The organism is Amycolatopsis sp. cmx-4-61 (genome assembly GCF_046548775.1).
In the GTDB taxonomy this organism is placed as follows: domain Bacteria; phylum Actinomycetota; class Actinomycetes; order Mycobacteriales; family Pseudonocardiaceae; genus Amycolatopsis.
This window is the reverse complement of record NZ_JAEBEI010000008.1, coordinates 286,703-312,781: the sequence shown is the minus strand read 5'-3', so window position 1 is coordinate 312,781 and position 26,079 is coordinate 286,703. Positions and strand designations below refer to the sequence as shown.

Genomic DNA, 26,079 nt, shown 5'->3' with positions numbered 1-26,079 from the left:
GCTTCGGCTGATGTGCTCACGGCCGACCCTAACGGAGATCACCGACAGAAACGCCGAGCCGTTCGCCGGGGGGCGGACGGCGTGCGGCAGCGCGGATCGGCGAAGCGGTAGCGTTCGAGGGGTGGCCGTGACCGATCCCGTCGACATCCGCCTGCTCGCCGCGCTCGCCGAACTCGGCAAGGTGGCGGTGCACGAGCTGGCGGCCAAGGTCGGCATGGATCCCCGCGAGGTCGCCTACCGGCTGGTCGCCCTCTCCGGCAGCGGGCTCCCGCTGCTCGTCGGCGTCGAAAGCGACCCGAACGGCCTGCGCGCGGCCATCGCCGGCGCCCCGCCGTCGTGGGCGAACCGGCCGCCGCAGCAGTTCCCGCCGCCGTCGCAGCCGGTGCCGCAGCAACCCGCCCCGCCGATGCCCCCGCCGGTGCAGGGCACGCCTTCGGGGCCGTACACCGTCCAGGGCGCCCCTTCCGGGCCCTACAGCGTCCAGGGCGCACCCTCGGGGCCCTACAGCGTCCAGGGCACCCCGTCCGGGCCGCACCACGTCCAAGGAGCACCGTCCGGGCCGCACCACGTCCAAGGAGCACCGTCCGGGCCGCACCACGTCCAGGGGACGCCGTCCGGCCGCTACCCCGGCCCGCCGCCGCAGCCGCCGTTCCCGCCCCGGCCCGGCACGCCGCCGCCGGTGCCGCTCGACCCGGCCGTGAGCACGTGGGGCGTCCCCCAGACGGCGTCGTGGGCCCGCGGCGACGAACCCGCCCGGCCGAGCGGGCCCGTGGGTGGCAAACAGGGCAGGCTCGGAGAAGCCATGGAAACCCAGGGCCTGGAGGGCGAGCAGCTGTCGGTGCAGCTGCTGGAGGTCCAGGACCCGGCCGACTACCTGTTCAGCGCGGCCGGGTACCGCCTGGAGGACGGCGAACGCGCGGTGGTGGTGCACACCGAGATCACCAACCGCGGGCCGATCCCGTTCGCGTCACTGCCGGACAACTACCTCGAGCTGCTCGCCGCCGACGGCCGCGCGATCGGCAAGGCGCCGGTGTCGCTGACGTCGCGGCCGCCGCACCGGATCGGCGTCGCGCCGGGCGAGACGCTGGGCGGCCACACGGTCTACGTCCTGCCGGACGCCACGCGCGTGGTCTCGGTGCGCTGGAGCCCGCGGCCGGAACCCGACGAGCGCACGCTGATCTGGTCGATCGACGACTAGTAGCTTTCCTCGCGCAGGATTTCCAGGGCCTTCGCCAGGTCGTCCGGGTACTCCGACTCGAACTCGACCCAGCGGCCGTCCGCCGGGTGGGCGAACGCGAGGGTCTTCGCGTGCAGCCACTGGCGGCTGAGCCCGAGGTGGCGGGCCAGCACCGGGTCGGCGCCGTAGGTCAGGTCGCCCACGCAGGGGTGCCGCAGTGCCGAGAAGTGGACGCGGATCTGGTGCGTCCGCCCGGTTTCGAGCTTGATGTGCGCGAGCGACGCCGCCCGGAACGCCTCGACGACCTCGTAGTGCGTCACGCTCGGACGGCCGCCCTGGACCACCGCGAACTTGTAGTCGTGGCGCGGGTGGCGGTCGATCGGGGCGTCGATCGTGCCGCGCATCGGGTCCGGGTGGCCCTGGACGATCGCGTGGTAGCCCTTGTCGACCGTGCGTTCCTTGAACGCGCGCTTCAGCACGGTGTAGGCGTGTTCGCTCTTGGCCACCACCATCACGCCGGTGGTGCCCGCGTCGAGCCGGTGGACCACGCCCTGGCGCTCGGCCGCACCCGAAGTCGCGATGCGCAGGCCCGCGGCGGCGAGGCCGCCGACGACCGTCGGGCCGGTCCAGCCCGGGCTCGGGTGCACCGCGACGCCGACCGGCTTCGAGATCACGACGATGTCGTCGTCGTCGTGCAGGACCTGCATGCCCTCGACCGGCTGCGCGACGACCTCGACCGGGTTCGCCGGCTCGGGCAGGGTGATCTCCAGCAGGCCGCCGCCGGAGAGGCGGTCGGACTTGCCCGCGGGACGGCCGTCGAGCAGCACGTCGCCGGCTTCGGCGAGCTCGGCGACGACCGTGCGCGACAGCCCGAGCAGCTTGGCGAGGCCGGCGTCGACCCGCATCCCGTCGAGCCCGTCGGGCACCGGGAGCATCCGCGAGCTCACGCCTGCTCCTCCGGGGTCGGCGCGGCCTTCTTCTTGTCCTTGGTCGACGTGCCGTCGTAGTCCTTGCCCAGCAGGGACAGCAGCACGATCAGGGCGCCGCCGACGCAGATGGCGGAGTCGGCGATGTTGAAGATCGCGAAGCCCCTGCCGTTGGGCGCGAAGGCCGAGATGAAGTCGACGACGTGGCCCTGCAGGCCGCCCGGCGGCCGGAAGATGCGGTCGGTCAGGTTGCCGGTGGCGCCGGCGAGCACCAGGCCGAGGCCGATCGCCCAGCCGATCGACCGCAGCCGCCGCGACAGCCAGATGATCGCGATGACCACGGCGAGCGCGACCAGGGCGAGCACCCACGTCATGCCGGTGGCCATCGAGAACGCGGCGCCGGGGTTGCGGATCACCTGCAGGTAGATCAGGCCGCCGAGGACCTTGACCGGCTCCTTGCCCTCCAGGTTGGCGACGACCAGGTTCTTCGTCACCAGGTCGATCGCCCAGAACACGACGGCGACCGCGAACACCCAGCCGACCCGCCGCTTCGGCAGCAGCGGCTTCGCCGGGACCTCCGGGTTCTCGGGCGCGTCGGCGGCCGGATCGGGCACCGCCTCGGCGGGGGCGGCGGTGTCGGGTTCGGAGTGGCTGGGCTCGGTGCTCACCGGTCCATTGTCCACGGTGCTGGTCAGGCTGCGGCGGGCCCGTCCGGCCGCGGGCGCAGGAGCACGGCGAAGGCGGCCGCGAACAGCAGGCCCGCCGCCGCGAGCGCACCGGGCACCGGCGGCAGGAACACCGTCGTGACCAGCGCGAACACGCCGGCGACGGCCGCCAGGAGCCAGCTGCGCTCGTACGCGGCCAGCACCAGCAGGCCGAGGGCGGCCACCAGTGCGCCGCGCACGTCACCGGGCAGCCGCAGTTCCAGCGCGCCGACCAGGTCGAGCAGCGGGACGGCGGCCAGCGCACCCAGGGTGCCGAGCAGGAACCGGCCGGGGCGCGGCGGCCGCAGCTGCCGCCAGTACCAGGCGGCCACGGCGAGGACCACGCAGGCGAGACCGGCGAGCCAGCCCAGCGTCGCCGGCGGGACCACGTCGACCCCGATGGCCACGCCGGAGAGCTCGTTGTCGGCGCGGCCGGTGCCGCCGACGCCGCCGGTCCCGAGGCCGTGCGGTCCTGGGGACAGCTGATACCCCTGCTGATACCCCTGCGCCACGCGGACGTCGGCCGGGACCAGTTGGACGGCCACCATCACGATCAACGCGAACCCCAGCGCCGCCAACGGGAACCAGGACCGCCGCGAACTCCCCATCACCGCAGGGTATCGGGCGGCCGGCGGAGGACGGCCGCGAAGGCGGCAGCCAGCACGAGGACCGCCGAGACCAGCACGCCCGCCGTGTCCGCCGAGAGCACCACGGCGACCAGGGCGAACGCGGCCGCCGCCAGCAACACGAACCGGCTGCGCTCGTACGCGGCGAGCAGCAGCAGGCCCAGCGTGGCCAGGAGCGGACCGCGCAGGCCGTCGCCGAGCCGGAACTGCCACGAGCCGACCAGGTCGAGCAGCGGGAGCGCGAGCAGCGCGGCGACCGTGCCGAGGGCGAACCGCCCGGTGCGGACGGGCCGCAGCGCGACCGCGTACCAGACGGCCGTGCCGAGGACGACCAGGCCGAGCGCGACCAGCCACGCCGGTCCGGTGGGCAGGTCGCCGCCCAAGGCGTGGAAGTCGTCCTGGGACATCCACTGCAGGCGGCCGTAGGTCGGCCCGGCCGGGACCGGGCGGAGGAGGAGGTTCGCCGCCTCGGCCTCGGCCCGGCTGCGGCGGGCCAGCAGCTGCGCCGCGGCCAGGCCGATCTCGGCGAAGCCCAGCAGCGCCAGCGGAAACCAGAAACGCGGCCCTCTCCCCATCGGCCCAGGCTAGCGCTCAGCAGAAGGGCGGCAGCTCCCGCGGGTCGCCGACCGGCGTCCAGCGCCCGTCCACCTTCGCGTACTCCCAGCGGGCTCCGCGGGCGACGATCTGCCGCAGCGCGAGGAGCACGCGGTCGACGTGTTCCTCGGTGCTGCCGAGGCCGAGGCTCACGCGGAGGGCCTGCTGCCCGGTGCCGCCGGTGACGCCGATCAGCCGCTTCGCCGCGATGTGGGCGCAGAAGGCGCCGTCGCGGACGCCGATGCCGTACTCGGCCGACAGCACCGCCGCGAGCCAGCCGGGGTCGAAGCCGTCGACGACGAAGCTGACCGTGCCCACGCGGTCGACCGGGGCGTCGAACAGCCGCAGTTCGGCGCCGCCCGGGATGCTCTCCAGGCCCTTGCGCAGCCGGGTGAGCAGGGCCTGCTCGTGCGCCACGACCGCGTCCCAGCTGCGGCTCAGGGTTTCGCACGCCACGCCGAGCGCGTACACGCCGACGGTGTTGGGCGAGCCGGCTTCGTGGCGCTCGGGCCCGGTGTTCCAGACGACGGCGTCTTCGGTGACGAGCTTGGTCGCGCCGCCGCCGGCGAGGTACGGGCGGGCCGCGCGCAGCCAGTCGGCGCGGCCGATCAGCGCGCCCGCGCCGAAAGGCGCGTACAGCTTGTGGCCGGAGAGGGCGACGTAGTCGACGTCGAGGTCCTTGATCGAGATCCGGCGGTGCGGGGCCAGCTGGGCGGCGTCGAGGGCGATGCGGGCGCCGTGTTTCCGGGCCACGGCGGCGATTTCGGCCACCGGCAGCAGCTCACCGGTCACATTGGACGCTCCGGTGACGACGACCAGCCGCGGTCCCTGCGGCGCGTCCGCGAGTGCTTCGTCCACAGCGGACACCGCGGCGAGGCGGGTGCGCGGGGTCGGGATCCGCCGCACGTTCGGGCCCGGCCACGGCAGCAGGGCGGCGTGGTGCTCGGTGTCGAACACGATCACGGTCGTGTGCCGCGGCAGGCTGCGGGCCAGGAGGTTGAAGGAGTCGGTGGTGTTGCGGGTGAAGACGACCGTGTCGGTCCGCCGCGCGCCGACGAACCGGCGCAGCACGTCGCGGGTGCGCTCGTAGAGATTGGTCGAGACCTGGGACGCGAAGCCGGCACCGCGGTGGACGCTGGCATACCAGGGCAGGAACTCGTCGACCTTCGCGCGGACGGCGTCGAGGCAGGGCGCGCTCGCGGCGTGGTCGAGGTTGGCGTAGCCGATGTCCCCGCCGGTCACCAGCGGCACCCGCAGCGACGCGCCCGCCACGGTGGGAATGCCTTGCGGGGTCACGGTTTCGAGCTGGGTGCGGTCGATGGCGAGAGTCATCGGGTGCCTCCTCGGCGATCCGGGGGACCCCGGCGAGGGGCCCGCGCTTGCCCGTCGCACGGCGCGACCGGCCCGGTCTTCACCCGGGGCACCCCACCGCGGTAGGAGGGTTGCCGGCCAGCAAGCCGGGGCTTCGCGCTGGCACTCATGACCTGGTTCGAAAGGTAACCGAACGCGCGCCCGGCCGCCAACCCCCGTCGCACATTCTGAGACGCCGGTCACAGAGGGCGCTCAGAGGCCGGCCTCACCCCGCCAGCGGGCCAGGCGCCCGGCCCGGTCGACGGCACGCAACCGGCGTTCGACGGCGTCGCGGACCGCGCTCGTCGTCACGACCAGCAGCTGGTCGTTCTCCTGCAGCCGGCTGGTCTTCTGCGGGGTGAAGCCCGCGCCGGCGCGGACCACCAGGCTGATCGTCGCCCCGACCGGCAGCCGCAGCTCGGACAGGTACACGCCGTGCATCTTCGACCCGGGCTGGATCCGGACCTGCAGCAGTTCGGCGCCCAGTTCGTCCAGCGGCGCGGAGTCGACCTCGATCTCGTGCGCCTCGGACTTCTTGGCCAGGCCGAGCCGGCGCGCCAGCGGCCCGAGCGTCGCCCCCTGGACCAGCGTCAGCACGATGACCAGCACGAACACCGCGTCGACCAGCCGCTGCGCCCCCGGCAGGCCGTGCGACAGCGGGATCATCGCGAGCACGATCGGCACGGCCCCGCGCAGCCCGGCCCACGACAGGAACGCCTGTTCCCGCCACGGCAGCCGGAACGGGAGCATGGACACCACGACGGAGATCGGCCGCGCCAGCAGCAGCACGACGGCGCCCGCGACCAGGCCCGGCACGATCGCGTCGAGCAGGCGCCCCGGCGAGGCGAACAGGCCGAGCAGCACGAACAGCCCGATCTGCGCCAGCCAGCCCAGGCCCTCGGCGAACGAGAGCGTGTCCGACCGGTGCGGCAGCCGCGAATTGCCGAGCACTAGCGCGGCGACGTAGGTGGCGAGCAGCCCGGACGCGTGCAGCAGCTGCCCGGACGAATACGCCACGACGCACACCGCGACCGTGGCGAGCGGGTAGAGACCGGTCGCCGGCAGCGCGGCCCGGCGCAGCGCCAGGCCGCCGAGCCAGCCGAAGGCCAGGCCGATGCCCAGGCCCGCGGCCAGCTCGTAGACCACCAGCAGCGGCAGCGTCCAGTCCACAGTGGCGCCTTCGGCCAGCACCACGACGGCGATGTAGGCCGGTGCGTCGTTGATGCCCGACTCGAGTTCGAGCGCGCCGGTGAGCCGGTTGCCGATCCCGGCGGTGCGCAGGACGGAAAACACCGCGGCCGCGTCGGTGGAGGCGAGCACCGCGCCCCACAGCAGCGCCAGCCGCCAGTCGAGGCCCAGCAACCAGTGCAGGCCCGCGCCGGTGACCGCCACACTCACCACAACGGCCACAGTGGACAGTGCGATTCCGGTTCCCAGTGCGGGTTTCACCGCCGACCACCGGGTGGTCAGCCCGCCTTCGGCGAGGATCATGACGAGCGCGGCGAGCCCCAGCGACTGGGTGAGTTCGGGGTTGTCGAATCGGATGCCGAAGCCGGCTTCGCCGAGCAGCACGCCCATCGCGAGGTAGAGCAGCAGCGAGGGGAGGCCGAGGCGGATGGACACACGCACGGCCAGCACGGAGGCGAGGAGCACGATGCCGCCGACGCCGAGCAGCACGGGGAGCTGGTCCATGCCGCCTCCCTCCCGAGTGCCGTGGGGCACTCAGAATAGTGAAGCGACGGGCCTAACTCGTTCGTGTACCGCTGCTCGGCTCGGGAGACCCGGTGTGTTAAGACCTGGTCGCAAAACTCTGCGTGTCGCTAGGTGAACCAACCGCCCGCCCCTGGCTCCGCACCGCCCGCCGGTGGGCCCGGCCGACGGACCGCGAGGTCTGTCAGAGAGACTGGAGGCCAGTGCCCGCCCTCTCGACCTGGAGCCGTTGATGCCGCAAGGGACCGTCCGTTGGTTCGACGTCGAACGGGGTTTCGGCTTCCTCGCGCCCGAAGACGGCTCGCCGGACGTGTTCGTGCACGCCTCCGAGATCGTCGGGGACGGCGGCGCGAAAGTGCTCCGCGAGGGTCAGGCCGTCGTGTTCGAGGTCGGCGAGAACGACCGCGGGCCCCAGGCGCTGCGCGTTCGCGTCACCGCCGATGCGGCCACCGGCAGCGCCGTGGGCCTGCTCGGCACCATCAACTGGTACGAGCCGGGCAAGGGGTACGGCTTCGCGTCGCCGGACGGCGGCGGCGCCGACGTCTTCGTGCACAGCTCCGCCATCGTGACCGGCGGCGTGGTCACCGAGGGGCAGCGGGTGGCCTTCCTGATCGTCGAAGGCGAGCGCGGCCCGCAGGCCGGGCACGTGATCCCGCTGGGAGAAGGGGCCGGCTCACCCGCTGCGGCTGGTGTCGCGGACGGTGCCGACGGCACGGTGGCCTGGTACGACGAGGACAAGGGCTTCGGCTTCATCAACCCCGACTCCGGCGCCGGGGACGTCTTCGTTCACGCCCGGGCCCTGGCCGAGGGGCTGACGTGGCTCGCGGAGGGCGACCGCGTCGCCTACGAGGTGGCCAGTGGAGACAAGGGCCCGCAGGCCCGCGACGTGCACCTGGTCCGGGGCGCCGAGCCCCAGACGGCGCCGCAGCGGTCGGCACCTGCCGCGGCCGCAGGGCCGGCGGCGCGGGACGTGCCCGTACGAGGCGGCGAGGGCGTCGTCGCGCGCTACGACGCCGACCGCGGCTTCGGCTTCATCACCCCGGACGCAGGCGGCGACGATCTCTTCGCCCACGCGTCCGTGATCATGGGGTCGGAGCCGCTGCAGAAGGGTGACCGGGTCCGGTACGCGGTGCGTCAGAGCGACCGGGGCCCGCAGGCCGACCGCGTCGAACGCCTCTGAAGAGGCGGCCCCACCGACGGCTGACCACTTCCCGGCGGGAGTGCTCGTCCATCCCCGTCGATGGTGCCGTCAGCAACGCGGCTGCAGCGGCCGCCCACCCGGGCCGCGCGGCGCTGGTCGGGACGGGATCAGGGCTTCGATCAGCTCCCAGAGCCGGTCTTCGACCCTCCGCTGCTGCGTCGTCTTCGCCACGACTGCCCACGATCGACGCCCAGGACCGGCGGGTTACGCAGTGACACTCCCTTGAGTTTCGAGACCAGGTCTACGGCGCGGTGGCACCACCGAGCGCGTCGAGATCGACACCGAGCGCCGCGAACGGCTCGCCCGCCGCGGGAAGCACCTTGACCGCGCGGTGCCGGTCCGTGGCCACCCAGCCGGCGTCGACGGCCCGGTCGAGCAGGGCCGCGGGCAGCGCCCCGGCGAGGTGCTCGCGTCGCTCCGTCCAATCCAGACAGTCGCGCAGCAGCGGCCGCCGCCCGGCGGGGACCGGCACGCCGAGCTCCCCCAGCACCTCGCGGCCGCGCCGGGTCAGTGCCAGCCCGTCGGCGGTGCCGACCAGGCCGGTGGCGAGCATGCCGTCGCGGAGGGCGACGCCGAGTTCGCCGGCGAGGTGGTCGTAGCAGGTCCGCGCGAACCCGAGCCGCCGCGCGCGCACCGACGACTTCAGGCCGGTCACCGGCCGGTGACCGGCCGTTTTCCGGGGGCTCCGGGCGGCGGAGCCCCCGGCTCGGGGCGAAGCCCCGGATGTCACTGCGTGCTGGGCCAGGTGCTCGATCAGTTCGGCCACGCGCGGGTCGGCGATCCGGACGTAACTGGCCCGCCCCTGCTTGACGCGGGCGACGAAACCGGCGCCGGCCAGCCGGGTGACGTGCTCACTGGCTGTCGAGAGGGCGATCCCGGCGGCCTTCGCGAGCTCGCCGACGGTCCAGGCCCGCCCGTCCAGCAGCACGAGGCACATGGTGGCCCGGCTCGGATCGGCGAGCACCGCGGCCACCTCGGCCAGCGCGATGGTCTCCATGCCCCCACGCTACGGCGGCCGGGCTTCGGCCACGGCCGAACCGACGGGCCACTTCCGCGTGGAAGTGCCCCCGGGGGACGGGCGCTAGAGGGACTTGAGGAACTTGGCGGCGACCTGGACCGCCGGGCCCGAGTCGTTCGACTCCTCCAGGACCACCGCGAAGGCCACGCTCCCGCGGTAGCCGACGAACCAGCCCGTGGCCTGCTTGCCGTCGCCGAACTGGGCCGTGCCCGTCTTGCCGAAGACCTCGCCCGCCGACGCCGCGGCGTGGCCGGTTCCGCTGGTCACCACCGCGCGCATCAGCTTCCGCACCTGGCCGAGGACCGGCGCCGGCGGCGGGGAGTAGCCCTTGACCACCGTGGTCTCGACGTCGTGCCACAGCCTCGGCGTGATCGCCTTGCCGGCCGCGACCGTGGCGGCCATCAGCGTGCCGCCGAGGGCGCTGGCCTGGATCCGGCCCTGGCCGAACCCGTCCTCGACCTGCTCGTCCTTGCTCGCCGCGGGCTCGACCTTGCCCAGTTCGGTGTTGAGCCCCGGGATCTCGAAGTCGGCGTTGAGGCCCAGTTCGTCGGCCGCCTTCTTCAGCCCGTCCGCGGGCAGGTCGAGCGCGAGCTTGCCGAACGTCGTGTTGCAGGAGCGCGCGAACGCCGTCTCCAGGTTCGTCGCGCCCAGTTCGAAGCCCTCGTTCCGGACCGTCCGGGTGCCGATCGTCGCGACGCCGGGGCAGTCGACCGGCGAAGCCGCGTTGAGGCCGCTCTGCTGGATCGCCGCCACCGACGTGGCGATCTTGAACGACGACCCCGGCTCGTACAGGCCGCTGAGCGCCTTCGGCGAAGCCCCGGCGGCGGTGTTCTGCGCGACGGCCAGGATGTCGCCCGACCCCGTGTCGAGGGCGACGAGCATCGCCGACCCCTTGTAGCCGTCCACCGCGGCCTGGGCCGAGCTCTGGGCCGTCAGGCTCAGGCTCGTCACCAGCGGCTTGGCCCCTCCGCCCGGCGCCTTCCCGAACATCCGCTCGACGCTCTTGCCGCCGGCGTCCAGCCGCTCGACGGCGAGGCCGCCACCGGTCGTGGCGGTGACCTGCCCCAGCAACGCCGTACGCAGCAGCGGCGCCGGGTTGCCGTCCACCAGCCGCGGGCCGCCGGTACCGCTGAAGACCACCGGCTTGCCGTCGCGGTCGGCGACCGCGACGGTGTCCGGTGCGGCCGTGCTGACCACCAGCCGCTGGCCCGCCTCCAGCTTCGGGTGCAGCAGCGACGGCGCCCAGTGGACCAGCCACTTGCCGTCGCTCAGCGCCAGCTGGAACGGCACGTCGTAGGTCCAGACCTGCCCCGGTTTCAGGGTCCACGACAGGCTGAACGTGCCGCCCGTCTGCTTCGCCCCGGCCGGCGCCGGCTGCAGGACGCTCAGCTTGGCGGTCACCGACGACGGGTTCAGCGCGTTCCGCGTGCTCCGCAGGGCCACCGCCGCCGCCGCGTTGTCGTCGGTCAGCCGGGCCGCCGCGTCGGGGTTGTTCTCGGAGACGTCCTGCAGGTACTCGGTGATCGCCGAGTTCGGGTCGTGCGCGCCGGGGCTTTCCACGGCGGTCGCTTCGGTCCCGGTGGCGGCCTCCGGTGCCGGCCCCCCGCTGTTCAGCAGGAAGAACGCGGCGGCCACGACCACCACGACCAGCAGCGCGCCACCGATCAGGATGCCGCGTCTCGTGCCAGGACTCATTCCGGTTCCCCTCCCCCAAGGAAACCACCCGAAGGTGGCCGGTCGAGTCTGCACCCTACCGGCCACCCCCGGCAATCAGGCCTTCGCCACCGCCACCGTGACCTTGGTGCCGTCGCCGACCGTGCCGGCGAAGCCCTCGCCGACCGGCTCGTGGGTCACCGACGTCGCCAGGGTCTCCGACGCGAGGAACTCCTCGTGCGTCCGAGCCGCCTCGACGACCTCGGCCGGGGCGTCGACGGTGAGCGCGATCCGGTCGGCGACGTCGAGCCCGGCGTCGCGGCGGGCCTGCTGCACGACCCGGACCAGGTCGCGGACCAGGCCCTCGGCCGCCAGCTCCGGCGTCACCTCGGTGTCGACGAGGACCAGCCCGGAGCCGCCGGGCAGTTCCGCCGCCGCGCCGCCGCCCTTGGCGACCAGCCGCCGCTCGAACTCGCCTTCGTGCAGGGCGATCCCGGCCGCGACCACGGTGCCGCCCTGGAACGACCAGTCCCCGGCCTTGACCGCCTTGATCACCGTCTGGACGTCCTTGCCCAAGCGAGGCCCGGCGGCGCGGGCGTTGACCGCGACCTCGAACCCGCCGTGCGCGGCGACGTCGGTGGTCAGCTCGACCGCCTTGACGTTCACCTCGTCGCGCAGGATGTCGGCGAAGGCGCCCATCGTCTCGGCGTCGTCGGCCGCCACCACCAGCGACGACAGCGGCAGCCGCACGCGCAGCTTGTTCGCCTTCCGCAGCGACAGCGCCGACGACGCCACCTGTCGCACCCGGTCCATCGCCGTCACCAGCGCCGCGTCCGCAGGCAGGTCGTTGGCGTTCGGCCAGTCGGTCAGGTGCACCGAACGGCCGCCGGTGAGCCCGCGCCAGACGACCTCGGTGGTCAGCGGCAGCAGCGGCGCCGCGACCCGCGACGTCACCTCGAGCACGGTGTGCAGCGTGTCGATCGCGTCCTTGTCCCCGGCCCAGAAGCGGTCGCGCGAGCGGCGCACGTACCAGTTCGTGAGGACCTCGAGGAAGTCCCGGACGGTCTGGCACGCGCCCGCGACGTCGTAGTTGTCCATCGCGTACTCGACGTCGGTGACCAGCTCGTGCGTCTTCGCCAGGACGTACCGGTCGAGCACGTTCGGCGAGTCCGTGCGCCACGTGCCTTCCACGCCTTCGGCGTTCGCGTACAGCGCGAGGAAGTAGTACGAGTTCCACAGCGGCAGCACGGCCTGGCGGACGGCGTCGCGGATGCCCTTGTCGGTGACGACGAGGTTGCCGCCGCGCAGGATGGGGCTCGCCATCAGGTACCAGCGCATGGCGTCGGAGCCGTCGCGCTCGAAGACCTCGTTGACGTCCGGGTAGTTGCGCAGCGACTTGGACATCTTCGCGCCGTCGGAGCCCAGCACGATGCCGTGCGAGACGCAGGTGCGGAACGCCGGCCGGTCGAACAGCGCCGTGGCCAGGACGTGCAGCAGGTAGAACCAGCCGCGGGTCTGGCCGATGTATTCGACGATGAAGTCGCTCGGGTAGTGGTGCTCGAACCACTCGGCGTTTTCGAACGGGTAGTGCACCTGGGCGTAGGGCATCGAGCCCGAGTCGAACCAGACGTCGAGGACGTCCGGGACGCGGCGCATGGTCGACTCGCCCGTGGGGTCGTCGGGGTTCGGCCGGGTCAGCTCGTCGATGTAGGGCCGGTGCAGGTTGTCCAGCCGCACGCCGAAGTCGGCCTCCAGCTCGTCGAGCGAGCCGTAGACGTCGGTGCGCGGGTACTCGGGGTTGTCGGACTGCCAGACCGGGATCGGCGTGCCGAAGTACCGGTTGCGGGAGATCGACCAGTCGATGGCGTTCTCCAGCCACTTCCCGAACTGGCCGTCCTTGACGTTCTCCGGGTACCAGGTGATCTGCTGGTTGAGCTCGACCATCCGGTCCTTGAACTGCGTCACGGCGACGAACCACGACGAAACCGCGCGGTAGATCAGCGGGTTCCGGCAGCGCCAGCAGTGCGGGTAGGAGTGGTCGTAGGTCTCGTGCCGCAGCAGGACGGCACCCTGCTGCGCCGCGGATCCCGTGCCGTTCTTGAGGTCCCGCACGATGTTCGGGTTGGCGTCGAAGACCTGCTGGCCTTCGTAGTCCGGCACGGTGGCGTCGAACTTGCCGTGCGCGTCGACCGGCGTGACCGGCGGGATGCCGGCCGCGTCGGTGACGAGCTTGTCGTCGGCGCCGTAGGCGGGCGCGATGTGGACGACCCCGGTGCCGTCGTCGGTGGTGACGTAGTCGGCGGCCAGCACCTGGTGGGCGTTCTCGGTGCCGACGAAGTACGGGAACGGTGGCACGTAACGGGTTCCGAGCAGCTGCGTGCCGGTGTAGTGCGCGACGACCGTCGGCTCCTCGCCGAGTTCACGCGCATACGCGGCAACCCGCGCTTCGGCGAGCAGGAACCGCTTGCCGTCGCTCTCCACGACGACGTACTGCACATCCGGGTGCACGGCCGTGGCGAGGTTCGACGGCAGCGTCCACGGCGTCGTCGTCCAGATCAGCAGGTGGGTGCCGTCGAGCTCGTTCCCGTTGCCCGCCATGCGGAAGCCGACCGTGACGGCCGGGTCCTGGCGGTTGCGGTAGACGTCGGAGTCCATGCCCAGCTCGTGGTTGGACAGCGGTGTCGCATCGCGCCAGCAGTACGGCAGGACGCGATAGCCCTCGTACACGAGTCCCTTGTCCCACAGGCGTTTGAACGCCCACAGCACCGACTCCATGTAGGTGACGTCGAGGGTCTTGTAGTCGTTGTCGAAGTCGACCCAGCGCGCCTGGCGCGTGACGTATTCGCGCCACTCGTCGGTGTAGCGGAGGACGGACTCCTGCGAAGCGGCGTTGAACTTCGCGATGCCCATCTCTTCGATCTCGGACGTCTCGGTGATGCCGAGCTGGCGCATGGCCTCGAGTTCGGCGGGCAGGCCGTGGGTGTCCCAGCCGAACCGGCGCTCGACCTTGCGGCCCTTCATCGTCTGGTAGCGCGGCACCAGGTCCTTGACGTACCCGGTGAGCAGGTGGCCGTAGTGCGGCAGGCCGTTGGCGAAGGGCGGGCCGTCGTAGAAGACGTACTCGTTTTCGCCGCTTTCGCCCGCGGGACGCGCGTCGATCGTCGCCTGGAACGTCCGGTCGCTCTCCCAGTAGGCGAGGACCTGCTTCTCCAGTGCGGGGAACGACGGCTGCGACGGCACTCCTGCGCCGTCGCCAAGCTGGGCCTGGGGGTACATCCGGGTGCTCCTCGGTTCGTCGCTCGCGTACGGACGACCGGCTCCCGCACCGGTCACCCACACGGGGACGAGACACCTTCCGGCGTTCCGCGGTACCACCCCGCTTGCCCGTTCGCACGGGCCACTTCGTTCGACGGCTGTCACGGGCCGCACCCGTCCGGTTCTACTGAGAGCGGAAAGCTCGGTTCTTCCGGAGGCTCCCCGGTGATGGCCGGATCGACGCCTGTTGCCTACCAGGTTAACGGGCCCGCGCAACCGGGTTGTCACGAGGGGCGCGTACCCCGGCGAGCGTGACGCCGATGGCCACCAGCCACAACGCCGCCGCGATGACGCCCACCGCGGGCAGCCCCGAGCCCGACACCGCGCCCAGCACCGCCACCCCGAGCGCGCCGCCGGCCTGGCGGGCCGTGTTGTTGATGCCGCCGGCGACGCCCGCGCGCCCGGCCGGGATGTCACTGACCGCGGCCGTCACCACCGCCGTGGTCAGCAAGCCCATGCCGACGCCGAGCCCGAGCAACGTGGGCAAGAGCGCCGGATAGCCACTGTTTCCGTCGAGCAGCACCAGGTTCAGCATGCCGAGGGCACCGAGGGCGAGCCCGGCCACCATCAGGGGCCGCGGCCCGAACCGGGCGACCAGCCGGCCCGCGACCGGCGCCAGCACCGACAGCGGGCCGAACAGCGGGAGCACCTCCAGCCCGGCTTCGAACGCCGACGCGTGCCGGACGCCCTGCAGGTAGAGCGTCAGCACGAGGATCGTCCCGATGCCGACGAAGTTCATCGCCGCCGAGACGAAGGTGGCGGGCAGGGTCCGCCGGGCGATGTCGAGCGGGAGCATGGGCTCCGGTGACCGGCGTTCGAGCACGAGGAACGCGGCCAGCGCGACGACCGCCACGACCGCGGCCGGAACGCTCCGGGCGATGACCGCGTAGACGCCGGCGCCCAGCGCGGGGGCCGCGGTGGCGACACCGGCGACGTCGATCCGCCGTCCGGGCACGCGCTCGCCACGCGGCACGACCCGCCGGGTCGCGAAGGCCGCCGCCAGCACGACGGGGACGTTGAGCCAGAACACCGGCCGCCAGCCCACCGTCGAGACGACCGCGCCGCCCAGCACCGGGCCCGCGGCCAGGGCCAGCGCCGAGATCCCGGCCCAGATCCCGAGGGCGCGGGCCCGCTGCGCGCGTTCCGGATGGGCGTTCGTGATCACGGCGAGCGTGCCGGGCAGCAGCAACGCCGCGCCCAGGCCCTGGACGGCCCGGGCGACGACGAGCAGGGGTGCGGTGGCGGCGAGCCCGCACACGGCCGACGCCGTGCCGAAGAGCGCGAAGCCCGTCAGGACGACCCTGCGGTGGCCTTGGACGTCGCCGAGGGCACCGCCGGTGAGCAGGAACGCGGCCAGGGTGACGGAGTAGCCGTCCACCACCCACTGCTGTGCGGCGAGGCCGCCGTGCAGGTCTGCGCCGATGGCGGGCAGGGCGACGTTGACGACCGTGACGTCCAGCTGGACGAGGAACATCCCGGCGCACATGGTCAGCAGGAGCATGGCCCCAGTGGACCGCGCGGACGCTTCCGCCGGGGTGGAAGTGTCGCGGGGGCATGCTGGAGGCATGGAAGGGGATGCCGACATCGCGCGCACGGCCGCGCTGTTCGCCGACCCGGCGCGGGTCCGGGTGCTGCTGGCGCTGGCCGACGGCCGGGCGCTGGCGGCGTCCGTGCTGGCCGCCGAAGCGCGGCTGTCCGCGCCGGGCGTCAGCGCGCACCTGGCGAAGCTGCGGTCGGCGGGGCTGGTCGTCGCCGAGAAGTCGGGGCGGCACCGGTTCTACCGGCTGGCCGGCCCGGACACCGCGGAGCTGCTGGAGGCGCTGGCGCGGTGGTCGCCGTCCCAACCGGTGACGTCCTTGCGCGAAGGGACGCGGGCGGAGGCGCTGCGGACGGCCCGGACGTGCTACGACCACCTGGCCGGGCGGCTCGGGGTGGCGGTCACGTCGGCGTTGCTGGCGCGCGGTGCGCTGACCGGGGCGTCCGACACGCGACGACGTCCCGGCGACCGGATTTCGGCTCCGCTGCGCGAGCACCCGTACACGCTGGGCCCGGCGGCGGCTTCGGTGTTCGGCTCGCTGGGGGTCGATCCGAAGTCCGTGGCGGCCGGACGGCGTCCGCTCCTGAAGTTCTGCCTCGACTGGAGCGAGCAACGCCACCACCTGGCCGGCGCACTGGGCGCCGCGGTGGCAACGCGGTTCCTCGACGCGGGCTGGGTCACCCGCCGCGCGCAGGCCCACCGCGCCCTGCGGCTGACCCCGTCAGGCGTCCAGGCCCTGCGAACCCACCTCGGCCTCGCCGACCTGGCCGCCTGACACCGTGTCGTCCCGCCAATCACGCGTGTCGACCCTCAGATCACGCGTGTCGACCCTCCAGACACGCGTGTCGACCCTCCGATCACGCGTGTCGACCCTCCAGACACGCGTGTCGTCCGTTTCGGCACGTGCCCGAACCCGGATCTCGCGTGATCGAGCCCGGAACTCGCGTGATCGGGGACGTAACTTGCGAGGTCCGGCTCCAATCACGCGAGTCCCGGCGGGCATCACGTGTGATTGGGAGGTCATCACTCGTGATTGGAGGGTCGACACGGGTGATTGGAGGGTCGACACGGGTCAGCGGTGGGGGGCGACCAGGGTGGCGTCGGGGGTACAGGTGGCGCAGGGGGTGAAGCCGAGCTGGCGGGCCTCGCCCACGCCGATCGGGATCGTGTCGCGGGTGCCGAGCCAGGGGCACGTGCGGAGGTGGTAGCGGGGGCGCTCGTCGACCACCACGACCTCGTCCTCGAGGTCGGTCAGGACGGCGACGTCCGCGTCCGGGGTTTCTTCCACGCCCGGCTCGGCATCGGGGTTCGTTTCGGCCTCGGCTGAAGCGTCCGGCTCGGGTTCCGGCTCGGGCTCGGGTACCGGCTCGGGTTGGGGCTCGGGCGTGTCGGCCGGGTCACCCAGCTCGCCGGCGGCCGGGATCAGGGTGGTTTGTTCTTCTTCGGCGGGTTCCGGCGCCGGGTCGGCCGGGGCCTCGGCCGGGGCCTCGACCGCCGCCTCGGCAGGCGAGGTGGCCGGCGGAGTGGCCGGGGACGCGGACCGGCGCCGGCGGCGCAGCCAGTCGGCGACCAGGATCAGCCCGGCCAGCACGGAAAGCCCGATGGAGACCCACGCCCACAGCGAAGACGCGGTGATGAGCGCGGTGACGAGCAACCCCAGCGCCGCCAGTACCAGGACCAGCACGATGTAAAGCACGCTGAATTACAACACGAACCACCCGGGAGCGGACCACGACCCGCCCACGGGCGGTACCGGATCGACTCCGAGCCGTGGTCCACCCCGCCGACGGGGCCGGCGGGGTGGACCAGGAGCGGAAATCAGCCGGCTTCGGCCCGCGGGCCGAAGGAGTAGCCCTGCCCGCCGCTCGTCGAGCCGGACGACTGCCCGGAGTTCGACGAGGCCGACGCGGGGGCCGCGGAACCGCGGTCGTCGAGCTCGCGCAGCTGGGACTCGAGGAACCCGCGCAGCCGGGTGCGGTACTCCCGCTCGATCGTGCGCAGCTCTTCGATCTTCTTGCCCAGCCCGCTCTTCTCGGAGTTCAGGCTGTTCATCGTCTCGGTGTACTTCCGCTGCGACTCGCGCTCCAGCGTCGTCGCCTTGTCGCGCGCCTGGCGCTCCAGGGTCTCGGCACGGGTCCGCGCGTCGTTCAGCATCGTGTCGACGCGGGTGCGCGCCTCGTTCACCATCGAGTCGGACTTCGCCCGGGCGTCCGAGAGCAGCTGCTCGGACTTGGTGCGGGCCTCGGCCAGCATCCCGTCGGACTCGGTCTTCGCCTCGGCGGTGAGCCGGTCGGCCATCTCCTGGGCCAGGCCCAGGACCTTGGCGGCCTGCACGTTCGGCTCGGTGCTGTCCGCGACCATCGAGTGCGCCTGCGTCTGCTCCATGGCCGACTGCGGCGGCGGCACCGGCGCCAGGCGCCGCGACGGCTCTTCACGCATCGGGGGCGCACCGACGTTCGCCTTGGCGCTCTCCAGCTCGCTGCGGGTCGATTCGAGCTCCGCGTCCAGCTGTTCCATCTGCTGGCGCAGCTCGTTGTTGTCTTCGATCAAGCGGGCCAGCTCGGTCTCCACCAGGTCGAGGAACGCGTCCACCTCGTCCTCGTTGTAGCCCCTCTTGCCGATGGGCGGCTTGCTGAACGCAACGTTATGCACGTCAGCGGGGGTCAACGACATCAGATCACCTCACGCACTCCATGGCCTGCAGGGTCCATCCAAGTTCTTCCCCGATCAACTTGGAGTCGCCAGTTGCATCGCGAAGAACACAACCAGCAGCAGCACCATAATCGACAAGTCCAGTCCGACGCCGCCGATTCGAACCATCGGAATGATTCGTCTGAACAGACGAACCGGCGGGTCCGTCACTGTGTAGATGGTCTCGAGCGTGACCGCAACCCCTCCGGCCGGGTGCCACTCACGCGCGAAGGTCCGGACGAGTTCGACCACGATCCGCGCCGTCAGCAGCAGCCAGAAGGCGAACAGCACGTACCAGACGACCAGCCACACAGCTTCCACGTACCTACTCTAACCGGGCGTCCTCTCCGAAGACGCAGTTGAGGCGGCCGACCCCGGATCGGGTCGGCAAAGTCACGTCTGCTTGCGCTCAGCGGTCCCCGTGACTTCAGCCCCGCAAAAACAATCCGCCCTCGGCAATCCGCCGGCGGTCTTCCGCCGTGACGTCCACATCGGGCGGTGAGAGAAGGAACACCTTGTTGGTGACCTTGTCCATCGACCCTCTGAGCGCGAACGCCAGCCCGGCGGCGAAGTCGACAAGCCGCTTCGCGTCCGCGTTCTCCATCTCGGTGAGGTTCATGATCACCGGGATGCCCTCGCGGTAGTGCTCCCCGATCGCCCGCGCCTCCGCGTAGCTGGTCGGGTGCAGCGTGGTGATGCGGCTCAACGGGTCACGCACCGGCTGACGGACGACCGGTTCGGTGACCGGTCGCAGGCGCGCCACCGGCTCCGGCTGACGGTCCATGGCGAGCGCGCCGTGGACAGCCGGCTCGGAGCTGGCCACGGAGCGTGACCGGCTGCGGCTGATGGGCTCGTCATACGTGTCGTCGACCTCGCGGTACCGTGAACGCGACGACCGCGGGGCCGGCTCCTCGTAGGAGTCGTAGTCGTCGTCGTAACCGCGCCGGTAGTCGTCCCCGTCGTCGTAGCCGTCGTCGTCAGCGGGCACCATCCCGAAGTAGGCCTTCAGCTTCTGCAGCGCGCTCATGCCTCTCCCTAGCCCTAGCCGCTCCCGCACTGACTGTTCTCCACGCCGTCAGTGCCCCGCGCGGGCGGCCACGAAACGTGACAACCGGGCGGGCTCCCTACGGCGAGGCTAAACCGCGCTCGCCGAGCAGCGCGGTTCCGACACGCACACACGTGGAGCCGTGCGTGATCGCCTGCTCGAGATCATGGCTCATCCCGGCGGAGACTTCTGCGGCATTCGGGTGATCTTTGCGCAACGCTTCACTCGCGCGAGCGAGCCGTTCGAAGGCGGCCGCCGGATCCGCATCCAGCGGTGCGACGGCCATCAGGCCACGAAGCCGCAGGTCATCGGACTGCGCGAGGTGATCGGCCAACGCGTTGAGCTCGCTGAGCGGGCAGCCGCCGCGTTCGGGATCGTCGTCGAGGCTGGCCTGGATGAGCACGTCGAGGGGTTGATCACGTTTACCGCCGTAACGCAGGGTGTGCACCGCCTTGGCGAGCGCGTCGGCGAGCCGCGCGGAGTCGACGGACTGCACCTCGTCGGCCCACCCGGCCACGGACTTCGCCTTGTTTCGCTGCAACCGGCCGACCATGTGCCACCGCAGCCCCGGGACTTCGGCCGCTTTCGGGCCGGCCTCCTGGTCGCGGTTCTCCCCCACGTCCGTGACGCCGAGCTCGGCCAGCAGCGCGACGTCGGAGGCGGGGAACGTCTTCGTGACGGCGATCAGCTTGACCTCGTCGCGGGCGCGCCCGGCGGCGCGGCACGCCGCGGCGATCCGCGCCTCGACCTCGCGCAGGTTTTCGGCCAGCTCGGCCTTCCGGGAGGTCACGCCTCGATCCAGGTGATGCCGGCGATGCGCCCGGTGGTGCCGTCGCGGCGGTAGCTGAACAGCGTCTTGTCCTCGTTCGTGCACCGCGGGTCGACGCCGATCTTGCCGACCCCGAGGTCGGCGAGCTGCCGCCAGAGCCCCGCGCGCAGGTCGAGGCCGGGCGTGCCCCGGCGGGTCCTGCACGCGCTGCCGGGGACGTGTTTCTCGACGTCGGCGGCCATTTCGGCGGGAACCTCGTAGCAGTCGCCGCAGATGGCCGGGCCGAGCAGGGCTTCGATCCGGCCGACCTGCGCGCCCGCCTCCTGCATGGCTCGCACCGCGGCCGGGACCACGCCGACCCGGGTGCCGACCCGGCCGGCGTGCACCGCCGAGACCACCCCCGCCTCGGCGTCGGCCAGCAGGATCGGGACGCAGTCGGCGACCAGGACCACGAGCGCGACGCCCGAGGTCGCCGTGACCAGGGCGTCGGTCGCTTCCGCCGCGGCGGTCTCCGTGCCGTCGACGATGGTCGCCGTGCGGCCGTGGACCTGTTCCATCCAGGCCAGCTTGTCCTCGGCGAGGCCCAGCTCGGCGGCCAGGCGCTTGCGGTTGGCGTAGACGTTCCCCTCGTCGTCGCCGACGTGGTCACCCAGGTTGAAGGTGTCGTAGGGCGGCTTGGACGCACCGCCCGCCCTGGTCGTCACCACTCGCCGAACCCGCACGAATCCTCCTGAAAGTCGCCGGCCGCCGGTTCCGAGCCGGCTGCCGGCACGTCCGGCCGGAATTGCCGGAGGCCACCACCCACGACTCTAGTTCGCGGGTGGTGGCCTCCGGAGCTGGTGGCTAGCGCCGCATGAACGGCGGGACGTCGACCTCGTCGTCCGACGGGTCGTCGTGCACCGGCATCGCGCGCCCGGGCAGGCTGCCCTGGGTCGCGTTGGAGCCGAGCGGGGAGTAGCCGCGCGAACCGCCGCCGGGCTGCGGGAGCCCGCCGGACGGCTGGTTGCCGCCCGCCGACGGGAGCGGCGAGTGCGTCCGCGGCGGCGCCACCGGGTAGCCGGAGCTGCCCGCGGACGGCACCGGGGTGGCCCCCGACGGCGGCGACTGCGGGTTCGAAACCTGGCCGGCCGAGGCCGACGCGGTGGTCCCCGACGGCCGCGAGCCGGAGCCGAACGTCGACGGGTCCAGCTTCTTGTGCGTCGGCGCGCCGGCGTCGAACCCGGCGGCGATCACCGTGACGCGGACCTCGTCGCCGAGGGAGTCGTCGATGATCGTGCCGAAGATGATGTTCGCGTCCGGGTGCGCGGACTCCTGGACCAGCGACGCCGCCTCGTTGATCTCGAACAGACCCAGGTCGGAGCCGCCCGCGATGGACAGCAGCGCGCCGTGGGCACCGTCCATCGACGCCTCCAGCAGCGGCGAATTGATCGCCTTCTCCGCGGCCTGGATGGCCCGGCCCTCGCCGCGCGCCGAGCCGATGCCCATCAGCGCGGAGCCCGCGCCGGACATGACGCTCTTGACGTCGGCGAAGTCGAGGTTGATCAGACCCGGGGTGGTGATCAGGTCGGTGATGCCCTGGACACCGGAGAGCAGCACCTCGTCCGCGGAGCGGAACGCGTCCATCAGCGAGACGCCGATGTCGCCGAGCTGCAGCAGCCGGTCGTTCGGGATGACGATGAGCGTGTCGCACTCGTTGCGCAGCGCCTGGATGCCGTCTTCGGCCTGCTTGCCGCGCCGCTTGCCTTCGAAGGTGAAGGGGCGGGTCACGACGCCGATGGTCAGCGCGCCGAGCTTGCGGGCGATCTGCGCGACGACCGGCGCGCCACCGGTGCCGGTGCCGCCGCCCTCGCCCGCGGTCACGAACACCATGTCGGCGCCCTTGATGACCTCTTCGATCTCTTCGCGGTGGTCTTCGGCGGCCTTCTGGCCGACCTCGGGGGCGGCGCCCGCGCCGAGGCCACGGGTCAGCTCGCGGCCGATGTCCAGCTTGACGTCGGCGTCGGACATGAGCAGTGCTTGTGCGTCGGTGTTCACCGCGATGAACTCGACACCCTTGAGGCCGACCTCGATCATGCGGTTCACGGCGTTCACGCCGCCACCGCCGATGCCGACCACCTTGATCACCGCAAGGTAGTTGTGCGGGGGCGTCATCGAAGTCCGCCTTCCTGATCGTTGTGCCCGTACAGCCCGTCGCCGGTGATCAACCCTCAACCCCAGATCGAGAGTTATGTCAACCGCCGACGTTAGGCAGGACGGTAGGCACCAGGCAGGCTCTAATCCAGTAGGCACGCCGTGTGTCGCAAAGGTGTTTTGCCACAACACGTTCGAGCGCGCAAGAGCGACGGGCCGCGAGCACCCCCGCCACCCGATCTGGTATGGCGGCGGATCAGGCGGGCGCGGGCATGCTCATCAGGACGTCGGAGGGTGCTCCGGTGGCCGACCCGCCGGCCGGTTCGACGCTCACCGCGACCTTGTCGGCGTTCCCGACGCCGTCCGCCACGACCAGGCCGCCCTGGTCCGCCGCCGCGATCACCCCGGCCGAACGCGGCGCGGCGCCGCCGCTGATCAGCCACGCTTCGTAGACCTTCCCGCCCGGCTGCGACGGCAGGCCCGCGTCCATCACCATCACCCGGTTCAGCGACCGCGACACCACGACCGTGACGCCGCCGCCGATCGGCGCCTCGCCGTGCGCGGTCTTGGCGTCCGGGGCCGCGAGCAGCGCCGCCACCGGCGCGAACTGCTGTTTCGCCTGCTCGAGACGGCTCTGCGCGGCCTGCAGCTCCTGCTGCTGGGTCAGCGCGATGCCGCCGAACACCCCGCCCGCGGCGAGCCCGACGACAGCGGCCGCGGCCGCCACGAGCACCGCCCAGCGCGGGGCCCGGGCCGGGCGGCGGTGCCGGTCCGGCGAGCCGGGCCGGGTCTGCGGCGGCAGCTGGCGGGTGGCGTGCACGGCGGTCATCACGCGGTCCTTGAAGCCCGGCGGCGGCTCTTCGGCCATCGCCGCGCCCAGCCGGGCCGCCGTCGCGCGCAGCTCGGCGACCTCCTGCGTGCACGACTCGCACTGTTCGAGGTGGCGGGCGAACTCCGCGCGCTCGACGTCGTTTACGGCGTCGAGCGCGTACGCGCCGGCCAGGGTGTGCATCTCTGGCGTGCTCACGCGGTCACCCCCAGGCAGTCCCGCAGGCGGATCAGCCCGTCCCGCAGCCGTGTCTTGACGGTCCCTTGCGGCGTCGACAGCACTTCGGCCACCTCGCGATACGTATAGCCCTGGTAATAGGCGAGCAGCACGGACTCGCGCTGCAGATCGGTCAGGAAGGACAGGCACCGGCGCACCTGGGAGCGTTCGAGCCGTGCGGTGACGGACTCGGAGACCTCGTCGAACGGGCGCCCGCGGGCGGCCTCGAAGGTCGCCTTCTGTTCGCGCTCGGTGCTGGCGCGCGCCGAGCGGACGCGGTCGACGGCCCGGCGGTGGGCCAGTGTCATCGCCCAGTTCAGCGCCGAGCCCTTGGCCGGCGCGTACCGCGTCGCGGTGCGCCAGAGCTCGACGAGCACCTCCTGGGCGACCTCTTCGGACTGGGCCGCGTCGCGCACGATCCGCCGGACCAGGCCGTGGATCGGGCCCGCGAGCCGGTCGTAGAGCAGCTCGAAGGCGCGCTCGTCGCCCTTGGCGACGCGCACCATGAGTTCTTCGGCCGTCGGACCCGCGGGCACTTCGGCGGGCACCGGCGCCAGGGGGCGCGGGCGGGCCTGCTCATCCATGCAGCTGACCTCCGGCGGTCTGCGGGGTGCGCGGGGCGACCGCGGCCTTGCGCAGCCACAGTGTGACGCCGTGGCGGCGGATCAGCGCGGACACCCGCTGCGGCAGCAGCGGCCGGGCCAGCACGAGCCGGGCCAGCCACCGCGGGTTCACCGGGCGGCGAACTCCCCGCAGCGTAGCGACCAGCGGCGTGGAGTTCCCGCGGCGGAGCGCCACGGTCAGGTCGAGCAGCGCGTCCGGGTGCGGCAGCCGCATCCGGTATTCGCCGTCCGGCTCCTGGAACGGCGAGACGTAGAACTCCTTCGCCGCGCGGGCCCGGCCGTCCTCGTCGGGGTGCAGCAGGTAGGCGTGGCGGCCGCCGTAGGTGTTGTGGACTTCGGCGACGACGCACGCCGGCCGGCCCCCGGCGTCGTGGCACCAGTAGACGCTGATCGGGTTGAACACGTACCCGAGCACGCGCGCGGCGGCCAGCATCACGACCTTCCCGCCGCCCAGGTCGACCCCGCGCTCGGCGAGCCACGCGTCCAGCTTTTCGCGGATGCCGCGCGGATCCGCGGCCCCGAAGTGGTCGCGGGCGTCGAACCGGGCGAGGGGCCGCAGCCACCACGGCAGCCGCGGCAGGTCGTCCAGGTCGACCTGCCAGAGGTACACGCGGTGGGCGAACGCGTGCGGCGGATCGATGCGCCGCACGTGCGCGACCGTGGCGTCGTAGAGCGCGTTCGTCACCACGTCACGCCCAGGCTTTCCGCGGCGCGGGCGCCCGAGGCGCAACCGTCCTCGTGGAATCCCCAGCCGTGGTAGGCGCCCGCGTAGGCGACCACGCCGTCGTTCAGTTCGGGCAGCCGGCGTTGCGCGGCAACGGATTCCGGGGTGTAGACGGGGTGCTCGTAGCGCATCCGCGCGACGACGTGCTCCGGGGCCGGGCCGTCGCCGGGGTTGAGCGTGACGACGTACCCGGTCGGTTCGTCGAGCCGCATCAGGCGGTTCATGTCGTAGCTGACCCGGACCGCGCCGGTCGGCGCGCCGCAGGCGGGGGCGCGGTAGTTCCAGCCGGCCCTGGCCCCGGCGAGCGAGGGCAGCACGCTCGTGTCGGTGTGCAGCCAGGCTTCGTTCCCGGAGTACCGGAACGCGCCCAGCACCTCGCGCTCGGCGGCGGTCGGGTTGGCCAGCAGCGACAGCGCCTGGTCGGCGTGCGTGGCGACGACGACCTTGTCGACGCGGTGCGGCGTGTCGGCGTCGTCGCGGATCTCGACCCCGTCCGCGGTCCGCAGGATCGACCGGACCGGCGTCGACAGGTGGACGGCCGTCAGCTGCTTCGCCGCCAGCTCGACGTACTCGCGGGAACCGCCCACGACGGTCCGCCAGGCCGGCGAATCCCGCACCGAGAGCATGCCGTGGTTGCGGAGGAACTCGAACAGGTACCGCGCCGGGTACCGCAGCGTGTCGGCGCGGTCGGCCGACCACACCGTGGACACCAGCGGCAGCATGAAGTGGTCGACGAAGTAGCGGCTGTAGCCGCCGATGGCGAGGAACGCGCCGAGGGTGACGTCCCCGGCGTCCTTCGCCGCCAGCAGCCGCTTCGCGTGCCGGTGGAACCGCTTCACCTCGGCCAGCATCCGCAGGTACCGGCCGCGGACGGCGTTGCCGCGCTGGGCGAACAGCCCGCCCACGCCCTTCGCGCCGGCGTACTGCAGGCCGCAGCCGTCGCAGCGGATGCTCATCGACATCTCGGTGTCGCGCGTGGTCACCCCGAGCTCGCCGAACAGCTTCAGCAGGGTCGGGTAGGTGCGTTCGTTGTGGACGATGAAGCCGGAGTCCACACCGATCGTGCCGCCGTGGTCGCTCGGCACGTCGTGCGTGTGCGCGTGCCCGCCCAGGCGGTCGTCGGCTTCGAACAGCAGCACTTCGTACCCGCGCTGCAGCAGGTAAGCCGCGGTCAGCCCGGCCACCCCGCCGCCGATGACGCCGATGCGTTCTCCCGTGATCTCCACACCGGTGCTTCGGGA

At 72.6% G+C, this 26,079-nt stretch carries 24 protein-coding genes, 1 pseudogene and 1 riboswitch; of the genes and pseudogenes, 4 read left to right on the top strand and 21 right to left on the bottom strand.

The annotated features are described in order from the left end of the window. The first annotated feature begins 121 nt into the window (after positions 1–121). Positions 122–1,198, top strand: a complete 1,077-nt coding sequence (locus tag ACLJOU_RS24305; protein WP_410570153.1) for an AsnC family protein — start codon at positions 122–124, stop codon at positions 1,196–1,198. On the opposite strand, the gene ACLJOU_RS24300 is transcribed toward ACLJOU_RS24305, so the two are convergent. From ACLJOU_RS24300 to ACLJOU_RS24275, 6 genes are all read right to left on the bottom strand, one after another. After that, positions 1,195–2,124 carry an RluA family pseudouridine synthase gene (locus tag ACLJOU_RS24300; RefSeq protein ID WP_410570152.1) on the bottom strand — a complete coding sequence of 310 codons (930 nt, stop codon included), beginning with the start codon at positions 2,122–2,124 and terminating at the stop codon, positions 1,195–1,197. The genes ACLJOU_RS24305 and ACLJOU_RS24300 overlap by 4 nt on opposite strands. After that, complete coding sequence (lspA, locus tag ACLJOU_RS24295) at positions 2,121–2,771, bottom strand: signal peptidase II (RefSeq protein WP_410570150.1); 651 nt, start codon at positions 2,769–2,771, stop codon at positions 2,121–2,123. The genes ACLJOU_RS24300 and lspA overlap by 4 nt, the downstream gene beginning before the upstream one ends. A 23-nt stretch (positions 2,772–2,794) precedes the next feature. After that, the gene (locus ACLJOU_RS24290) at positions 2,795–3,415 is read right to left on the bottom strand and encodes a hypothetical protein (protein ID WP_410570149.1); all 621 of its coding nucleotides are present in this window, start codon (positions 3,413–3,415) and stop codon (positions 2,795–2,797) included. Beyond that, positions 3,415–4,008 carry a hypothetical protein gene (locus tag ACLJOU_RS24285; RefSeq protein WP_410570148.1) on the bottom strand — a complete coding sequence of 198 codons (594 nt, stop codon included), beginning with the start codon at positions 4,006–4,008 and terminating at the stop codon, positions 3,415–3,417. Before ACLJOU_RS24285 ends, ACLJOU_RS24290 begins: the two co-directional genes overlap by 1 nt. A gap of 16 nt (positions 4,009–4,024) precedes the next feature. Next, complete coding sequence (locus ACLJOU_RS24280) at positions 4,025–5,359, bottom strand: aminotransferase class V-fold PLP-dependent enzyme (RefSeq protein WP_410570147.1); 1,335 nt, start codon at positions 5,357–5,359, stop codon at positions 4,025–4,027. A gap of 38 nt (positions 5,360–5,397) precedes the next feature. Continuing rightward, a riboswitch (SAM riboswitch) is annotated at positions 5,398–5,512 on the bottom strand. A gap of 78 nt (positions 5,513–5,590) precedes the next feature. Further along, positions 5,591–7,069, bottom strand: coding sequence for a potassium/proton antiporter (locus ACLJOU_RS24275; RefSeq protein ID WP_410570145.1), 1,479 nt, complete (start codon positions 7,067–7,069; stop codon positions 5,591–5,593). Between the two features lie 250 nt (positions 7,070–7,319). Between ACLJOU_RS24275 and ACLJOU_RS24270 the strand changes: the two are divergent. Continuing rightward, positions 7,320–7,517 (top strand): annotated as a pseudogene (locus ACLJOU_RS24270) (cold-shock protein); the annotation flags it as partial. Positions 7,518–7,547: 30 nt separating this feature from the next. Next, positions 7,548–8,267, top strand: coding sequence for a cold-shock protein (locus tag ACLJOU_RS24265; RefSeq protein ID WP_410570299.1), 720 nt, complete (start codon positions 7,548–7,550; stop codon positions 8,265–8,267). Positions 8,268–8,529: 262 nt separating this feature from the next. Here the strand turns inward: ACLJOU_RS24265 and ACLJOU_RS24260 are convergent, their stop codons facing one another. The 4 genes from ACLJOU_RS24260 to ACLJOU_RS24245 all read right to left on the bottom strand — a co-directional run bounded on the left by ACLJOU_RS24260 (position 8,530) and on the right by ACLJOU_RS24245 (position 15,775). Then, positions 8,530–9,285, bottom strand: coding sequence for an ArsR/SmtB family transcription factor (locus tag ACLJOU_RS24260; RefSeq protein WP_410570143.1), 756 nt, complete (start codon positions 9,283–9,285; stop codon positions 8,530–8,532). 84 nt (positions 9,286–9,369) lie between these two features. After that, positions 9,370–11,001, bottom strand: a complete 1,632-nt coding sequence (locus tag ACLJOU_RS24255; protein WP_410570142.1) for a penicillin-binding transpeptidase domain-containing protein — start codon at positions 10,999–11,001, stop codon at positions 9,370–9,372. Between the two features lie 75 nt (positions 11,002–11,076). Then, positions 11,077–14,235 carry an isoleucine--tRNA ligase gene (gene ileS, locus ACLJOU_RS24250; RefSeq protein ID WP_410570141.1) on the bottom strand — a complete coding sequence of 1,053 codons (3,159 nt, stop codon included), beginning with the start codon at positions 14,233–14,235 and terminating at the stop codon, positions 11,077–11,079. Positions 14,236–14,473: 238 nt separating this feature from the next. Further along, positions 14,474–15,775, bottom strand: a complete 1,302-nt coding sequence (locus ACLJOU_RS24245; RefSeq protein ID WP_410570140.1) for an MFS transporter — start codon at positions 15,773–15,775, stop codon at positions 14,474–14,476. 64 nt (positions 15,776–15,839) lie between these two features. Between ACLJOU_RS24245 and ACLJOU_RS24240 the strand changes: the two genes are divergently transcribed. Continuing rightward, positions 15,840–16,586, top strand: coding sequence for an ArsR/SmtB family transcription factor (locus ACLJOU_RS24240; protein WP_410570138.1), 747 nt, complete (start codon positions 15,840–15,842; stop codon positions 16,584–16,586). 297 nt (positions 16,587–16,883) lie between these two features. Here ACLJOU_RS24240 and ACLJOU_RS24235 read toward each other — a convergent pair whose 3' ends face one another. The 11 genes from ACLJOU_RS24235 to ACLJOU_RS24185 all read right to left on the bottom strand — a co-directional run bounded on the left by ACLJOU_RS24235 (position 16,884) and on the right by ACLJOU_RS24185 (position 26,064). Beyond that, the gene (locus ACLJOU_RS24235) at positions 16,884–17,507 is read right to left on the bottom strand and encodes a hypothetical protein (protein WP_410570136.1); all 624 of its coding nucleotides are present in this window, start codon (positions 17,505–17,507) and stop codon (positions 16,884–16,886) included. Between the two features lie 122 nt (positions 17,508–17,629). After that, entirely contained in the window at positions 17,630–18,484 is an 855-nt protein-coding gene (locus tag ACLJOU_RS24230; protein WP_103352439.1) for a DivIVA domain-containing protein, read from the bottom strand. Between the two features lie 54 nt (positions 18,485–18,538). Continuing rightward, complete coding sequence (locus ACLJOU_RS24225) at positions 18,539–18,814, bottom strand: YggT family protein (RefSeq protein WP_013224824.1); 276 nt, start codon at positions 18,812–18,814, stop codon at positions 18,539–18,541. Between the two features lie 115 nt (positions 18,815–18,929). Beyond that, positions 18,930–19,529 carry a cell division protein SepF gene (locus tag ACLJOU_RS24220; RefSeq protein WP_410570134.1) on the bottom strand — a complete coding sequence of 200 codons (600 nt, stop codon included), beginning with the start codon at positions 19,527–19,529 and terminating at the stop codon, positions 18,930–18,932. Between the two features lie 97 nt (positions 19,530–19,626). Beyond that, a complete protein-coding gene (locus ACLJOU_RS24215) occupies positions 19,627–20,337 on the bottom strand; it encodes a YggS family pyridoxal phosphate-dependent enzyme (RefSeq protein ID WP_410570132.1) in 711 nt (236 codons plus the stop codon). Then, positions 20,334–21,038, bottom strand: coding sequence for a peptidoglycan editing factor PgeF (gene pgeF, locus ACLJOU_RS24210; RefSeq protein ID WP_410570130.1), 705 nt, complete (start codon positions 21,036–21,038; stop codon positions 20,334–20,336). The genes ACLJOU_RS24215 and pgeF overlap by 4 nt, the downstream gene beginning before the upstream one ends. A 121-nt stretch (positions 21,039–21,159) precedes the next feature. Beyond that, a complete protein-coding gene (gene ftsZ, locus ACLJOU_RS24205; RefSeq protein ID WP_410570129.1) occupies positions 21,160–22,467 on the bottom strand; it encodes a cell division protein FtsZ in 1,308 nt (435 codons plus the stop codon). A 235-nt stretch (positions 22,468–22,702) separates the two neighbouring features. After that, positions 22,703–23,458 (bottom strand): anti-sigma factor domain-containing protein, encoded by a 756-nt coding sequence (locus ACLJOU_RS24200; protein ID WP_410570296.1) that lies wholly within the window; start codon positions 23,456–23,458, stop codon positions 22,703–22,705. A gap of 11 nt (positions 23,459–23,469) precedes the next feature. Continuing rightward, the gene (gene sigK / locus ACLJOU_RS24195; protein ID WP_410570128.1) at positions 23,470–24,075 is read right to left on the bottom strand and encodes an ECF RNA polymerase sigma factor SigK; all 606 of its coding nucleotides are present in this window, start codon (positions 24,073–24,075) and stop codon (positions 23,470–23,472) included. Further along, positions 24,068–24,802 carry a DUF1365 domain-containing protein gene (locus ACLJOU_RS24190; RefSeq protein WP_410570127.1) on the bottom strand — a complete coding sequence of 245 codons (735 nt, stop codon included), beginning with the start codon at positions 24,800–24,802 and terminating at the stop codon, positions 24,068–24,070. Before ACLJOU_RS24190 ends, sigK begins: the two co-directional genes overlap by 8 nt. Then, positions 24,796–26,064 carry an NAD(P)/FAD-dependent oxidoreductase gene (locus ACLJOU_RS24185; protein WP_410570126.1) on the bottom strand — a complete coding sequence of 423 codons (1,269 nt, stop codon included), beginning with the start codon at positions 26,062–26,064 and terminating at the stop codon, positions 24,796–24,798. Before ACLJOU_RS24185 ends, ACLJOU_RS24190 begins: the two co-directional genes overlap by 7 nt. Positions 26,065–26,079: the final 15 nt, after the last annotated feature.